Genomic DNA, 13,625 nt, shown 5'->3' with positions numbered 1-13,625 from the left:
CCGCGTGACGATGCCCATTCCTGTTTCATGTGAAACGTCGGGTAAAAACAGCCATTCAGGTTTGCCGGCATTTGACCCGGGTTGCGTCGTGCGCTAGCCACTGACCACTCCGAGAGGTAAGGCGATGGACGCCAGATACGATGTCATCGTGGTCGGCGGGGGACACGCCGGCACCGAGGCGGCTGCGGCTGCAGCCCGCGTCGGGGCGCGCGTGGCGCTCCTGACGCACCGCTTCGATACGGTCGGAGCGATGTCGTGCAATCCAGCGATCGGTGGCTTGGGCAAGGGCCATCTGGTGCGTGAAATCGATGCGCTCGACGGCCTGATGGCTCGCGTTGCCGACCAGGGCGGCATTCAGTTCCGCGTGCTCAACCGACGCAAGGGGCCAGCGGTGCGCGGCCCTCGGGCCCAGGCCGACCGCAAGCTCTATGCGGCCGCCATGCAGGCCGCCTTGCGCAGCATCGACAATCTGACGGTCGTCGCGGCCGAGGTGGACGATGTGGTCGTGGCCGATGGACGCGTGACCGGGGTGGTGACGACGGATGGGCGTCGATTCGGCGCCGGTTCGATCGTGCTGACCACAGGTACCTTCCTGCGCGGCGTCATCCATATCGGCGAAGTGAGGATTCCAGCCGGACGCATGGGGGAGGCGCCGGCGAGAGGCCTGTCCGCCACCCTGGAGCGGTTCGGCTTCACCCTGGGGCGGCTGAAGACGGGGACGCCGGCACGGCTTGACGGCCGCACCATCGACTGGGCTTCGCTCGAGCGCCAGGCGGGCGAGGAACCACCCGAGCCCTTCTCGACGATGACCGAGCGGATCACCAATCCGCAGATCGAATGCGGCATCACGCGCACGACGCCGGCGGTGCATGATCTCATTCGCGCCAATCTTCATCGAACGCCCATGTATTCCGGCGCCATCGAAGGGCGCGGGCCGCGCTACTGCCCCTCGATCGAGGACAAGGTGGTGCGTTTCGGTGACCGGGAGGGGCACCAGATCTTCCTCGAGCCGGAAGGGCTCGATGACCATACGGTCTATCCGAATGGCATCTCCACCTCGCTGCCGGAAGAAGTGCAGCGGGCCATGATCGTGCAGATCCCCGGCTTGGAACGGGCAAGCGTTCTGCGGCCTGGTTATGCCATCGAGTATGACTATGTCGATCCGCGCAATCTCGAGCCGACGCTGGAGAGCAAGGCCGTGCGCGGGCTATTCCTCGCCGGCCAGATCAACGGCACGACGGGCTACGAAGAGGCCGGGGCGCAGGGGCTGGTGGCTGGCCTGAACGCGGCGCGGAGCGCCGCCGGGGCCGACGGCGCGGTCTTTGACCGGGCCGAATCCTATATCGGCGTGCTGATCGACGACTTGGTGACGCGCGGCGTCAGCGAGCCCTATCGCATGTTCACCTCGCGGTCGGAATATCGCCTGTCCCTGCGCGCCGACAATGCCGATGAGCGTCTGACCCCGCGGGGGGAGTCGCTCGGCTGCGTCGGACGGGAGCGCAGCGCGCATTTCCGCAAGCGTCTGGCGGCGCTCGACGCGGCGCGCACTCAATTGCTGCAGCGGTCCCTGACGCCGAGCGAGGCGGCGCGGCACGGCCTGCAGCTCAACCGCGACGGACAGCGGCGCACGGCATTCCAGCTTCTGTCCTATCCGGACATCGATCTGGCGCGGCTCGCGGCCATCTGGCCGGAGCTCGCGACCATCCCGGCGCCGCTTGCCGAGCGGCTGGAGACGGATGCCACCTATGCCGTCTATCTCGACCGGCAGGCGGCGGATATCGCCGCCTATCGTCGCGACGAGGCTATCGCCCTGCCCCTTGATCTCGATTTCGGCGGTCTGGCCGGCCTGTCGGCGGAATTGCGCGGCAAGCTCGCCGCCGTGCGGCCGCGTAATCTGGGGCAGGCGGCCCGCATCGAAGGGATGACGCCGGCGGCGATGACCTTGCTCGCGGCGCAGGCCAGGCGCATGAACCACGCGCCGGCGGACGACCGATTCGGCTCCGTTCCGGATGAGGCCCTGTGATGGGGCGGCCGATCGCAGGGGCAGATGATCGGGCGGCAGCGCTCGCCCTCATGTCCGTTTCACGTGAAACGGAGGAGCGTCTGGCCCGATTCGTCGATGAGCTTCGCCGCTGGCAAGCTGTGAAGAACCTCGTCGGACCGGCGACGCTCGATCGCGTGTGGACCCGGCATATCGCCGATTCGGCCCAGCTCGTGGCGCTCGCGCCGCAGGCGCGGCGCTGGCTCGATCTCGGCTCCGGAGCCGGCTTTCCGGGCCTTGTCGTCGCGATCCTGCTCGCCGATACGCCGGGCGCGCAGGTCGATCTCGTCGAGAGCAACGGCCGCAAATGCGCATTCCTCCGCGCTGTGTCACGGGCCACGGGCGCGCCAGCGCGGGTGCACAACGTGCGCATCGAGGATGTGATCCCGGAATTCGTTGGCAAGGTGGACGTGGTGAGCGCCCGAGCACTGGCGCCGCTGACCGTGCTGCTCGGCATGACGAAAGATCTGTTGAGAACCGGGACCCTTGGCCTCTTTCCAAAGGGACAAGATCTAGAGGTCGAATTGACCGAGGCTTCTAAATCTTGGAGAATCCAGGCCGATGCGGTAGCCAGCAAGACGGATCCGCAGGCCCGCATCCTCGTCGTCCGGGAACTGAGCGAGCGGCAGGCTCATGACTGACAACGGCAATCCTCTCCACCGCCCCTTGCGGGGGGGCGCCCCGCGCGTCCTGGCGCTCGCCAACCAGAAGGGCGGCGTCGGCAAGACCACGACAGCGATCAATCTCGGGACGGCGCTGGCCGCCATCGGCGAGCGGGTGCTGATCGTCGATCTCGACCCGCAGGGCAATGCCTCGACGGGATTGGGCATCGACCGGCGCAGCCGCCGCATCTCCACCTATGACGTGATGATCGGCGCTGTCAGCCTGGGGCAGGCGGTGCTCGAGACCGCGGTTCCCTGCCTGTCAGTGGCGCCCTCGACTCTCGACCTCCTCGGCGTCGAGCTGGAGATCGCGGCCGACAAGGACCGGGCCCACAAGCTGCGCAAGGCGATCGACGACCTGATGCAGCATGCGGATGAGGGCGAGGCCTTCACCTATATCCTCATCGACTGCCCGCCGTCGCTCAACCTGCTGACGATCAACGCACTCGCCGCATCGGACGCGGTGCTCGTGCCGCTGCAATGCGAGTTCTTCGCGCTGGAAGGCCTCAGCCAGCTCCTGACCACCGTCGAGCAGGTGAAGACCGCGCTCAATCCGCGTCTGACCATCCACGGCATCGTGCTGACGATGTACGATCCGCGCAACAACCTGTCAGGCCAGGTCGTCGCTGACGTGAAGCAGTTCATGGGCTCGAAGGTCTACGACACCATCATCCCGCGTAACGTGCGTGTCTCCGAGGCGCCGTCGCACGGCAAGCCGGTCCTGCTCTACGACCTGAAATGCGCTGGAGCGCAGGCCTATCTGCGGCTCGCCTCGGAGATCATCCAGCGCGAACGCGCCCTGCGCGCTGCCTGACCCGCTCGTTTCTCACAAGGTTCATGATCTGTTCGCGTTCGGAGGTGTCGCCCATGGCCGAAGAACTGGCCCGTTCCCGCCTCGGCCGAGGACTTGCCGCTCTCATCGGCGACGTCGGTGACGAGGTCGCTGCCGTCGGCCGCGCCCGCGGCCAGCGCCAGGTGCCGATCGAGTTCCTGCGTCCGAACCCGCGCAATCCACGCAAGAGCTTCGCCGAGGCCGAGCTCGAGGATCTCGCGGCCTCGATCCGCGAGCGCGGCATCATCCAGCCGATCATCGTGCGCACGGTGCCGGGGCTCGCCGATGTCTACGAGATCATCGCCGGCGAGCGCCGCTGGCGGGCGGCGCAGCGCGCCGGCCTGCACGAGGTCCCCGTTCTGCTCGTGGAGGCAGACGACCGCGTGGCGCTCGAGATCGCCATCATCGAGAACGTGCAGCGGGCGGACCTCAATGCTCTCGAGGAGGCGGCGGGCTATGAACAGCTCATTGCCGAGTTCGGCTATTCGCAGAACGATCTCGGTCAGGTCATCGGCAAGAGCCGCAGCCATGTGGCCAATACGCTGCGCCTGCTCAAATTGCCCGAGCCCATCAAGGTCCTGGTGAACGACGGACAGCTCTCGGCGGGCCATGCCCGCGCCCTGCTTGCCGTCGCCGATCCGATGGCCGTCGCCCGGAGGGTCATCGAGCAAGGTCTCAACGTGCGCGATGTCGAGCGCATCGCGCAGGAGGAGGCGCAAGGCGAGGCAACGGCACAACCCGCCACCCGGCGCACGAAAAAGGAGAAGGACCCGGATACGCGCGCCCTCGAACAGGCGCTTGAGGATGTGCTCGGGCTCGTGGTGAACATCGACCATCGCGGCCAGGGCGGCGAAGTGCGTGTGCGCTACAAGACCCTCGAGCAGCTCGACGGGCTCTGCCGGCGCCTGCGGGCCTGAGCGAAGGCGCCCGCGGGCGGGTTAAGGGTCGGAGCATCGGTGCCAATGACGGCGGGGCCGCCTCGGACAGGGGCGGCCCCGCGCCGTTCAGGCCCGACGGAACAAGCCTCCCGGCGAAGTCTCGCCGGCGTCCGGAGTGTCGGGGGCAGGGGTATGGAAGCCGAGTCAGCGCCCGCCGCGGCGGGCGAGGAGCGCTAGGCCCCAGAGCGCCTTGAGCGCCAGCTGGTTGCCGAGGGCCGCGTTGCGGCGCGTGGCCGTCACGGCCTCGCCCAGATTGACGACGGCCTGCCGCAGCGCCTCGCTCGTCCACAGGCGCAATTGCCGCTCGACGGCGCTCTTGCGCTTGAAATGGAGCGTGCGCAGGCCCTCGACCGCCGCCTGCGGGCTTGCCCCACGATCAATGCCGCTGCGCGCGCGCGCCAGTGTGAGAGCGTGCCGCAGGGCGGAGCCGAGAAGCACGCCGGCATCCATCCCCTCGGCGCAGAAGCGGCCGAAGGCGCGGTCGAGGGCGGCAAGATCGCCGAGGAAGGTCGAATCCACGACCGCGTCGATGGCGAGTCTCGAGACGTCGCCGACCACGGTCTCGACGTCCTCGGCGGTGACCTCGCGCCGTCCGTGGGCATAGAGAGCGAGCTTGGCGAGTTCGTTCCGGGTTGCGATTCGATCGGCGCCGAGGAGGCCAACCAGCATCTCCCGCGCCTCCCGGCCGATAGCGAGCCCGGCGGCGCGCATGGTTTCGTCGACGAGCCCCGCGATGTCGCGCGCCTCGTCGGCATAGCAGGGGAGCGCAAGCGCCACAGGCGACTTCTCGCAAAGCGTGCGCAGCGGCGATGACCGCTGCAGTTCCCCGGCTTCTATGACGACGATGGCATCGCGGGGCGGGGCAGCGATGAGAGGCGAGAGCGCCGGCACGAGATTGCGGCTCGTCGGCTTGATCCAGATGGCGCGCCGGCCGCCGAAGAGCGGCACGGTGTTGGCCTCGTCAGCCAGACGAAGAGGATCGGCGGCGACCGCATCGCCATCGAGCTTCACGAGCTGGAAGGGATCGGCCGGATCCTCGACAGCGCCCTCGGCGAGTGCCTTTGCCCGCTCGCCGACGAGGCCCGTGTCCGGCCCATAGAGCAGGTAGACGACGATGCGCGCGTCCCGCCTGCGCAGGACCGCATCCACCTCTCCCGCCTTGACTGCGACCATGGACCGTCCGGCTGAGCTGATGACGAATTCGAGATCCGCTCCGTGCGGCGGAGGAGCGTGCGACCGCTCGGGCCGAGCAGCCCTCCGCCCCGGGGGCCGGGCTATTCGTGCTGCCCCCTCGTTGCAACCGCGATGGTGCTTGCACCGCCGCATGGCTGCGCCGTGAGCGCGCCTCCTGTTTACGAGCGCGTCGCAAGCATGGCGGCGATGCGTGTCTTGATTTGCTCGGCGAGCAGGCTCGCGACGCGGATCTCAGCGTCGCGAGCAGCCCGCAGGGTGGTGAAGCGCTGGGACGAGCGGTCGTAGGAGGCCGAGGCGATGGCCTTGCCGGTGGTGACGGCCGGGCCGTCGCCGAGCGGCTTCAGCGTATAGGTCGCCTCGGCGATCAGCGTCGCGGAATCGGCGCGACCGGTCTGCGTGTCCACGATGGCCGTCTGCACGCGTTCGGTCGTTGTGATCTCGAGCCGGTAGCGCTTGGCCTGCACCGGGGCACCGCCGCCGAGGTCGAAGGCGAGCTCGTTGCGCAGGTAGTGGCCGAGGCGTCCCTCGTTGGGCGATCTGATCTGCGGCACGTCGATGGCCGCCAGCGTGTCCTGCACGGACGTGCCGGCCGCTGTGGTGCCGTAGAGGGGCCGGAAGCATCCGGCGAGGCCGAGGGCGAGCGTGCCGACGACGGCGAGTGAGAGTGCCCGGCGGCGCAGGCTGACGTGATCAGGCGACGACATTCACGATCCTCTGCGGAACGACGATGACCTTGCGCACGGGGCGGCCCTCCGTGGCGCGCTGCACGGCCTCGAGCGCAAGCACGGCCGCCTCGATCGTGGCGGCGTCGGCGTCGCGGGCGACCGTCACGTCCGCCCGCTTCTTGCCGTTGACCTGCACGGGCAGGGTGATCTGGTCCTCGACGAGCAGGGCGCGCTCGACCGCGGGCCAGGGCGTCTCGGCGACCAGTGTCGTCGCGCCAAGGGCGGCCCAGCATTCCTCGGCGAGGTGCGGCATCATGGGGGCGATGAGCTGCACGAGGACGGTGGCCGCTTCGCGCAGCGCGAAGCGCATGTCGGCCGACACCTCGCCCTGGCGCGCGCCGGCGAGCGCCGCCTGCAGGGCGTTGGCGAGCTCGTAGATCTGCGCGACGCAGCGGTTGAAGCGCAGGCGTTCGATGTCCTCCTCAACCCCGGCAAGGGCCCGGTGGGTCGCCTTGCGCAGGAGGAGGGAGGGCTCGTCCAGCGTCGTCCCGACGGCGCCGTTGCCGGTGCCGGCCACCTCGACCACCTCGTTGACGAGGCGCCACAGGCGCTGGACGAAGCGGTAGGCGCCCTGCACGCCCTCCTCCGTCCACTGCACGTCCCGCTCGGGCGGAGAGTCGGACAGCATGAACCAGCGGGCCGTGTCGGCGCCGTAGGTGCCGATGATGTCGTCCGGGTCGACCGTGTTCTTCTTCGACTTCGACATCTTCTCGACCGGCCCGATCTCGACCGGGGCCCCGCTCGCGGCGTGCACGGCCCGCCGGACACCGCTGTCGGTCTCGATGCGGACCTCGGCGGGCTGCAGCCAGGCGCCGTTCGCAGCTCGGTAGGTCTCGTGCACCACCATGCCCTGGGTGAAGAGGCCGGCGAAGGGCTCTTCCAGGCTGCAATGGCCGGTCACCTTCATGGCGCGGGTGAAGAAGCGTGAATAGAGAAGGTGCAGGATCGCGTGCTCGATGCCGCCGATGTACTGGTCTACCGGCAGCCAGCGGTCGACGACGGCGCGGTCGGTCGGCGCGGCGGCCAGATGCGGATCGGTGAAGCGGGCGTAGTACCAGGACGAATCAACGAAGGTGTCCATGGTGTCCGTCTCGCGGCGCGCGGGCTTGCCGCAGGACGGGCAGGCGACGTGCTTCCACGTCGGATGCCGGTCGAGCGGATTGCCCGGCACCTCGAAGCTCACATCCTCCGGCAGGGTGACCGGCAGCTGATCGTCCGGCACCGGCACGACGCCACAGGCGTCGCAGTGGATCATCGGGATGGGGCAACCCCAGTAGCGCTGGCGGGAGATGCCCCAGTCGCGCAGGCGGAAGTTAACCTTGCGCTGGGCGACGGGCCGGCCGGCGCGCAGCTCGCGCTCGAGGCGGCGCGCCACCTCCTCCTTCGCCTCGGCCACTGTCATGCCGTCGAGGAAGCGCGAATTGATCATCCGGCCTTCGCCGTCATAGGCGGTGTCGGTGATCGTGAAGGTGGCGGGGTCGGTGCCGGGCGGGCAAACAACCGGCGTCACGCCGAGGCCATGGGCATTGACGAAGTCGAGGTCGCGCTGGTCGTGTCCTGGGCAGCCGAAGATGGCGCCGGTGCCGTATTCCATGAGCACGAAATTCGCGACATAGACCGGCAGGGTCCAGGAGGGGTCGAACGGGTGCACAGCGCGCAGCCCTGTGTCGAAGCCCTTCTTCTCCGCCTTGTCGATCAGCTCCTGGGCCGTGCCGGTGCGCCGGCACTCCTCGACGAAGGCGGCAAGCATCGGATTGGCGGCGGCCGCGGCCCTGGCGAGGGGATGGTCGGGCGCCAGCGCGACGAACTTGGCGCCGAACAGCGTATCGGGCCGCGTCGTGTAGACCTCGATCTCGCTGATCGTTTCGGCGCCGGTCAAACCATTCGATTCGAGTTCGAAACGAACGGTCAGCCCCTCCGACCGGCCGATCCAGTTCTTCTGCATCAGCCGGACCTTCTCCGGCCAGCGATCGAGACCATCGAGCGCGGTGTAGAGCTCCTCGGCGAAATCAGTGATCTTGAGGAACCACTGGGTCAGTTCGCGCTGCTCCACGAGCGCGCCCGAGCGCCAGCCGCGACCGTCGATGACCTGCTCGTTGGCGAGCACGGTCTGGTCGACCGGGTCCCAGTTCACCTTGGCCGTCTTGCGGTCGACGAGCCCGGCGCGGAAGAAGTCGAGGAACATCTTCTGCTGCTGGCGGTAGTAGGCCGGATCGCAGGTGGCGATCTCACGGCTCCAATCGAGGGACAGGCCCATCGACTTCAGCTGCGCCCGCATGGTTGCGATATTGGCGTAGGTCCATTCCTTGGGATGAACCTTGTTGGCCATGGCGGCGTTCTCCGCCGGCATGCCGAAGGCGTCCCAGCCCATGGGATGGAGGACGTTGTACCCCTTGGCGCGCATGAAGCGCGCCACGACGTCGCCCATCGTGTAGTTGCGCACGTGGCCCATGTGGATGCGCCCCGACGGATAGGGGAACATCTCGAGGACGTAATACTTGGGGCGCGGATCATCGTTCCGGGTGTGGAACAGCCCGCGCTCGTCCCAGGCCGTCCGCCATTTCGGTTCGGATTCCTTGGGGTTGTAGCGCTCGACCGTCATGGCTCGTCGTGTTCGGATCGGATGAGAAGGGCTCGCGCGCGAGCCGGCTCGGACGCAACGTCACCGCGCCGCCGTTCACTGCGGGTGAACGACGCAGCACGGTTGTCTTGCGCGTGTCGGGCGGACTAGGGCACGAATGCCGTTGTCGGTCAACGGTCGCCCGCCACGCGAGAGGCAATGCGTCGCGGCCGCGCCAAATCCCGGAGCCGAAATCTTGTCCGATCTGCCAGACGTGTCGCTCGAAGCCTCTTCCGCCGTCGATCGCCTCGCCGCCGTCAGGGCGGCCATCGCCCGCGCCGCCCGCGAAGAGGGGCGCGATCCGGCCGAGGTCACGCTCGTCGCGGTGTCGAAGACCTTTGCGGCGGGTCAGATCGAGCCGGTGCTCGCGGCTGGCCAGCGTGTCTTCGGCGAGAACCGCGTGCAGGAGGCCAAGGCCAAGTGGCCGGCGCTCAAGGCGCGCTATCCGGACGTGGAGCTGCATCTCATCGGCCCTCTGCAGTCGAACAAGGCGCAGGAGGCTGTCGCTCTCTTCGACGTCATCCATTCGCTCGACCGGCCCTCCCTCGCCGCGGCGCTCGCGAAGGAGATCGCCAGGGAGAAGGCGAAGAGCGGCCGGCAGCCGCGCCTCCTCGTCCAGATCAACACAGGCGAGGAGCCGCAGAAGGCCGGTGTCGTGCCGGCCGAGGCGGATGCCTTCATCGCCGCCTGCCGCGGCGTCCACGGCCTCGTCATCGACGGTCTCATGTGCATCCCGCCCATCGACGAGCCGCCGTCGCCGCATTTCGCGCTTCTCGCCCAGATCGCCCGGCGCAACGGCCTGAGCATGCTCTCCATGGGAATGAGCGCTGATTTCGAGCAGGCCATCATGCTCGGCGCCACGCATGTGCGCGTTGGCAGCGCCATCTTCGGCCATCGCGGCTGACGTCCGTCAGGCCGCTTCGGCAGCCGCGAGGCGCGTCTCCAGGAGGGCGTAGATCCGGGGATCGATGTAGTTGCTCGCCGCGAAGGAGGCGCCGGCGGCGAGCAGCGGCTCGGCGGCGAGCGACGTTGTCAGGCCGACGACGGGCAGTCCCGCAGCTGCAGCCGAGGTGACGCCCGATATCGAGTCCTCGAAGGCCACCGAGCGTTCCGCCGCCGCGCCGAGCCGCTCCAGGCCGGTGAGATAGGGCAGCGGATCGGGCTTGGCACGTCCGACCTCGTCGCCGATGACCAGTGTGCGGAACCGGCCCTCCAGGCCGAGCGCGGCAAGCATCGCCTCCGCATTGGCACGCGGTGCGTTGGTGACCAGGGCGCAGGGCACCTCCCTCCGGTCCGCCCAGGCGAGGAGATCGAGCAGCCCCGGCATTGGCTGCACCTTGCCCGCGGCGCGCTCGCGAAAGGCCGCCTCCTTGCGGTCGGCGATGCGCCGGTGCTCGCTCTCCGGCAGATCGGGAAAGAGCGTCTGCATGATGACGCTGTTGGCGCGCCCGAGCACGGTCGTCTCATAGGTCGCCATGTCGAGGTCGCGGCCAAATTCGGCCATCAGCGCCCGGAAGGTCTCGAAATGCAGGTGGTCGGTCGCCGCGAGCGTGCCGTCGAGATCAAACAGCAGGGCGGGGGCCGTCGGTATGGCGGTCATGCGATCTCCGGTTCGAGGGGGAAGTCGGAGGGAGGAAGCCCTCTCCGCTAGCCGATGATCAAGGTCGTTTCGGGGCCGAGCAGGGCGAGGAGCCGCCGCGCCGCACGGGGTGCTATGGCAATGCAGCCGGCGGTGGGCGCGAAATCCTGCCGTGCGAGATGCAGGAAGATGGCGCTGCCGCGCCCGCGCAGGATCGGCCCGCGGTTGAAGCTGATGTCGAGGACGAGGTCGTAGAGGTGATCATCGCGCCACAGCCGCTCGTGCCCCGCCCGATAGGGCAGCTTCACGGGACGATTGTAGCGAGTGTCGGCGGGATCGTCGCACCAGCCGTCGTTCGGGCGGAGCGGCAGGAGCGGCAGACGGGTGCGCGGCCGGCGCAGGCGGTCCGCGCGGAAATAGAGAGCACCCAGCGCGAAACGGCCGATCGGCGTGCGGCCGTCGCCCTCGCGCCGGGTGCGGCCCGTGCCGGAACGGCCGAGGGCACAGGGCAGAGCGAGAGGCCCGGCGAGGATGACACCGCGACGCCGGTCGCCCGGGCGCGGCAGGACGCGGATGCTGCGCAGGGTCGTTCGTTTCATAGCGAGTGGGCGCCTTTCCTCGACGATCAACGCCGCGCTTGTTGCCGTTCGTGGGGCGCGTAGTCTAAGCAAGGCGACGCAACCCCGCCACGCGTGGCGGGGCTGCAAATCCTGCAAGACTCTCGGGGTCCTGCAGGTCCGCCTCGGTCGGGTCGCGCGGCCCGAGCGAAGCGAGCCTGTCCTGACCTCTCCAACCGAGGGACAGCCGGAGAATCAAGACGCATGGCCAATGCCCGCCATATCCTCGTCGTCGACGACGAGCCGGACCTGCGCGACACGCTGTCGGAACAGCTGGCGCTGACAGAGGAATTTGCTGTCTCCACCGCAGAAACCGCCACTCAGGCGCTGTCGGTGTCCAAGGGCGAGCGCATCGATCTGGTCGTCATGGACGTGGGCCTGCCCGACATGGACGGGCGCGAGGCCGTAAAGCTTATGCGGCGCAGCGGCTTCAAGAGCCCCATCATCATGCTCACAGCCCACGCGAGCGACGCCGATACCGTGCTCGGCCTCGAGGCCGGCGCCAACGACTACGTGGTGAAGCCGTTCAAGTTCGCGGTGCTGCTCGCACGCATCCGGGCGCAACTGCGCCAGCACGAGGCGAGCGAGGATGCGGTCTTCAACATCGGCCCCTATACCTTCAGGCCGAGCGCCAAGCTCCTCGTCAGCGACAAGGGCTCCAAGCTCAAACTCACCGAGAAGGAGACGGCCATCCTGCGCTTCCTCTACCGCGCATCGCAGCGCGTCGTGACGCGCGACGTGCTGCTCGCCGAGGTGTGGGGCTACAACGCGGCGGTCACCACCCATACGCTGGAGACGCACATCTACCGCCTGCGCCAGAAGATCGAGAAGGATCCCTCCAACGCCCAGATCCTCGTAACCGAGGCCGGCGGCTACAAGCTCATTCCCTGATCGTCCACGGCATGTCGCTCAACGATGACATCGCGCTTCTCGCCGGGGTCCCGACGCTCGCAATCTTCGATCGCGAGGCCCTGCGCCTCATCGCCTTCGCGGCCGAGACGCGCAACCTCAGGGCGGGCGACGTGCTGTTCCGCCGAGGCGAGCCGGCGAATGCCGGGTTTGTGGTGGTGCGGGGCTCCATCGCCCTTGACGCACGCGACGACGGATCGCCCGCCGGCTATGTCGCGGGCCCCGGAACGCTGATCGGGGAACTCGCCCTCATCGTGCGGACCGATCGGCCGGCGACGGCGATCGCGCGCGAGCCCTCAACGGTGATGAAGCTGACGCGCAATGTCGTTCACCGCGTCCTCGGCGAGTTTCCAGAGGCGGCGGTCGCGCTGCGCCGCGTCATGGCCGAACGGCTGTCGACGATGACGCATGATCTCGCGCGTGTGCGTGGCGCGCTCATGGCCATCGACGAGCGGCGGTAGCGAAGGAAGGACGCGGAAGCGGCGGCGCCTCAGAAGTCGAGCGTGACCGTCACTGGCGCGTGGTCGGAGGGCCGCTCCCAGCCGCGGGTGTCTCGGGTGACGTGCGCCTCCTGCAGGGTCGACTGCAGAGAGGGCGCAAGCCACACGTGGTCGAGCCGGCGGCCCTTGTTTGCCGCCGCCCAGTCGGGTGAGCGGTAGCTCCACCAGGTGTAGACGGGCTCCGGCTCGGGCTTGAGGTGGCGCACGGCGTCGACCCAACCGGCGGTCTGCCGCCATTCCTCGAGCCGCGATGTCTCGATCGGCGTATGGCTGACGACGCCGAGCAGCGCCTTGTGATTCCACACGTCCGTCTCGTAGGGCGCGATGTTGAGGTCGCCGACGAGGATGCTCGGCTCCGCCGCCGGCCTTTCGCGCCCGGTCCAGGCCATGAGCTCGTCGAGGAAGGCGAGCTTGTGGGCGAAGCGCGGGTTGACCGCCGGGTCCGGGATGTCGCCGCCCGCCGGCACGTAGAAATTATGGATGGTGATGCCGGCGGCCTGTTTTGCCTCCTTGCCGAGCGTCACGGCGATGTGGCGTGCGTCGTTCTTGTCGCAGAAGCCCATAGCCCGCGTCTCGGCGAAGGGCAGGCGCGAGAGCACGGCGACGCCGTGGTAGCCCTTCTGGCCGTTGATGGCGATATGTGCGTAGCCGAGGCTGCGGAAGGCCGAAAGCGGAAAGCGGTCGTCCGGGCACTTCGTCTCCTGCAGGCAAAGCACGTCCGGCTTCGATTCGGCGACGAAACGAGCCACGTGGTCAAGGCGCAGGCGGACCGAGTTGACGTTCCAGGTGGTGACGACGAGCTGCACGTGGCTCACTCCCGCAGCGCGGCGTCCCCTCGCGAATCGGTGGGACCCCGGCAGGCCCGAAGGTGGGCTCTCGGCCCGGCAGACGCAACCCGCCGGGCCGGTTATCGCACCTTCCTGATCTGGAGTACGACGCTCAGGGGCGACCTCAGCCAGCGCTGGAGCCCCGCCGGCCCTGGCGAGACGGAGTGTGCGGCCCTCGGGA

Annotated in this window: 13 protein-coding genes; 7 read left to right on the top strand and 6 right to left on the bottom strand. The window is 68.6% G+C overall.

Features of this window, described 5'->3' with window-relative positions:
• The first annotated feature begins 124 nt into the window (after nucleotides 1-124).
• Genes mnmG through QNA08_RS10730 form a run of 4 tightly spaced genes read left to right on the top strand, consistent with a single transcriptional unit; the run spans nucleotide 125 to nucleotide 4,452 of the window.
• Nucleotides 125-2,023, top strand: coding sequence for a tRNA uridine-5-carboxymethylaminomethyl(34) synthesis enzyme MnmG (gene mnmG / locus QNA08_RS10745; RefSeq protein WP_283740710.1), 1,899 nt, complete (start codon nucleotides 125-127; stop codon nucleotides 2,021-2,023).
• Nucleotides 2,023-2,682 (top strand): 16S rRNA (guanine(527)-N(7))-methyltransferase RsmG, encoded by a 660-nt coding sequence (gene rsmG / locus QNA08_RS10740; RefSeq protein WP_283740709.1) that lies wholly within the window; start codon nucleotides 2,023-2,025, stop codon nucleotides 2,680-2,682. The genes mnmG and rsmG overlap by 1 nt, the downstream gene beginning before the upstream one ends.
• A complete protein-coding gene (locus QNA08_RS10735; protein WP_283740708.1) occupies nucleotides 2,675-3,517 on the top strand; it encodes a ParA family protein in 843 nt (280 codons plus the stop codon). Before rsmG ends, QNA08_RS10735 begins: the two co-directional genes overlap by 8 nt.
• A 53-nt stretch (nucleotides 3,518-3,570) precedes the next feature.
• Complete coding sequence (locus QNA08_RS10730; RefSeq protein WP_283740707.1) at nucleotides 3,571-4,452, top strand: ParB/RepB/Spo0J family partition protein; 882 nt, start codon at nucleotides 3,571-3,573, stop codon at nucleotides 4,450-4,452.
• 165 nt (nucleotides 4,453-4,617) lie between these two features.
• Here the strand turns inward: QNA08_RS10730 and holA are convergent, their stop codons facing one another.
• From holA to leuS, 3 genes are all read right to left on the bottom strand, one after another.
• Nucleotides 4,618-5,646 carry a DNA polymerase III subunit delta gene (holA, locus tag QNA08_RS10725; RefSeq protein ID WP_283740706.1) on the bottom strand — a complete coding sequence of 343 codons (1,029 nt, stop codon included), beginning with the start codon at nucleotides 5,644-5,646 and terminating at the stop codon, nucleotides 4,618-4,620.
• 179 nt (nucleotides 5,647-5,825) lie between these two features.
• Entirely contained in the window at nucleotides 5,826-6,371 is a 546-nt protein-coding gene (locus QNA08_RS10720; protein ID WP_283740705.1) for an LPS assembly lipoprotein LptE, read from the bottom strand.
• The gene (gene leuS, locus QNA08_RS10715) at nucleotides 6,358-8,994 is read right to left on the bottom strand and encodes a leucine--tRNA ligase (RefSeq protein WP_283740704.1); all 2,637 of its coding nucleotides are present in this window, start codon (nucleotides 8,992-8,994) and stop codon (nucleotides 6,358-6,360) included. Before leuS ends, QNA08_RS10720 begins: the two co-directional genes overlap by 14 nt.
• A 223-nt stretch (nucleotides 8,995-9,217) precedes the next feature.
• Between leuS and QNA08_RS10710 the strand changes: the two genes are divergently transcribed.
• Entirely contained in the window at nucleotides 9,218-9,916 is a 699-nt protein-coding gene (locus QNA08_RS10710; protein WP_283740939.1) for a YggS family pyridoxal phosphate-dependent enzyme, read from the top strand.
• 6 nt (nucleotides 9,917-9,922) lie between these two features.
• Here the strand turns inward: QNA08_RS10710 and QNA08_RS10705 are convergent, their stop codons facing one another.
• Both QNA08_RS10705 and QNA08_RS10700 read right to left on the bottom strand, forming a co-directional pair.
• Nucleotides 9,923-10,612: an HAD family hydrolase gene (locus tag QNA08_RS10705; RefSeq protein ID WP_283740703.1), complete on the bottom strand. Its 690-nt coding sequence runs from the start codon at nucleotides 10,610-10,612 to the stop codon at nucleotides 9,923-9,925.
• A gap of 47 nt (nucleotides 10,613-10,659) precedes the next feature.
• Nucleotides 10,660-11,190 (bottom strand): L,D-transpeptidase family protein, encoded by a 531-nt coding sequence (locus QNA08_RS10700; RefSeq protein WP_283740702.1) that lies wholly within the window; start codon nucleotides 11,188-11,190, stop codon nucleotides 10,660-10,662.
• Nucleotides 11,191-11,412: 222 nt separating this feature from the next.
• On the opposite strand from QNA08_RS10700, the gene QNA08_RS10695 reads away from it, so the two are divergent.
• Nucleotides 11,413-12,099, top strand: a complete 687-nt coding sequence (locus tag QNA08_RS10695) for a response regulator transcription factor (RefSeq protein ID WP_283740701.1) — start codon at nucleotides 11,413-11,415, stop codon at nucleotides 12,097-12,099.
• Nucleotides 12,100-12,110: 11 nt separating this feature from the next.
• Entirely contained in the window at nucleotides 12,111-12,578 is a 468-nt protein-coding gene (locus QNA08_RS10690; protein ID WP_283740700.1) for a cyclic nucleotide-binding domain-containing protein, read from the top strand.
• Nucleotides 12,579-12,607: 29 nt separating this feature from the next.
• Here the strand turns inward: QNA08_RS10690 and xth are convergent, their stop codons facing one another.
• The gene (gene xth / locus QNA08_RS10685; protein WP_283740699.1) at nucleotides 12,608-13,423 is read right to left on the bottom strand and encodes an exodeoxyribonuclease III; all 816 of its coding nucleotides are present in this window, start codon (nucleotides 13,421-13,423) and stop codon (nucleotides 12,608-12,610) included.
• Nucleotides 13,424-13,625: the final 202 nt, after the last annotated feature.

Source organism: Chelatococcus albus, assembly GCF_030067675.1.
Taxonomy (GTDB): Bacteria; Pseudomonadota; Alphaproteobacteria; order Rhizobiales; family Beijerinckiaceae; genus Chelatococcus_A; species Chelatococcus_A albus.
The sequence above is the reverse complement of the archived record's forward strand: the minus strand, read 5'-3'. Positions and strand labels throughout refer to the sequence as shown.

Excerpts from the sequence above, each read along its gene's own strand:
- QNA08_RS10690 (WP_283740700.1), top strand. The coding sequence starts at position 12,111 with ATGTCGCTCAACGATGACATCGCGCTTCTCGCCGGGGTCCCGACGCTC.
- QNA08_RS10700 (WP_283740702.1), bottom strand. The coding sequence starts at position 11,190 with ATGAAACGAACGACCCTGCGCAGCATCCGCGTCCTGCCGCGCCCGGGC.
- QNA08_RS10705 (WP_283740703.1), bottom strand. The coding sequence starts at position 10,612 with ATGACCGCCATACCGACGGCCCCCGCCCTGCTGTTTGATCTCGACGGC.
- holA (WP_283740706.1), bottom strand. The coding sequence starts at position 5,646 with ATGGTCGCAGTCAAGGCGGGAGAGGTGGATGCGGTCCTGCGCAGGCGG.
- mnmG (WP_283740710.1), top strand. The coding sequence starts at position 125 with ATGGACGCCAGATACGATGTCATCGTGGTCGGCGGGGGACACGCCGGC.
- rsmG (WP_283740709.1), top strand. The coding sequence starts at position 2,023 with ATGGGGCGGCCGATCGCAGGGGCAGATGATCGGGCGGCAGCGCTCGCC.
- leuS (WP_283740704.1), bottom strand. The coding sequence starts at position 8,994 with ATGACGGTCGAGCGCTACAACCCCAAGGAATCCGAACCGAAATGGCGG.
- QNA08_RS10720 (WP_283740705.1), bottom strand. The coding sequence starts at position 6,371 with ATGTCGTCGCCTGATCACGTCAGCCTGCGCCGCCGGGCACTCTCACTC.
- QNA08_RS10695 (WP_283740701.1), top strand. The coding sequence starts at position 11,413 with ATGGCCAATGCCCGCCATATCCTCGTCGTCGACGACGAGCCGGACCTG.
- QNA08_RS10730 (WP_283740707.1), top strand. The coding sequence starts at position 3,571 with ATGGCCGAAGAACTGGCCCGTTCCCGCCTCGGCCGAGGACTTGCCGCT.
- QNA08_RS10735 (WP_283740708.1), top strand. The coding sequence starts at position 2,675 with ATGACTGACAACGGCAATCCTCTCCACCGCCCCTTGCGGGGGGGCGCC.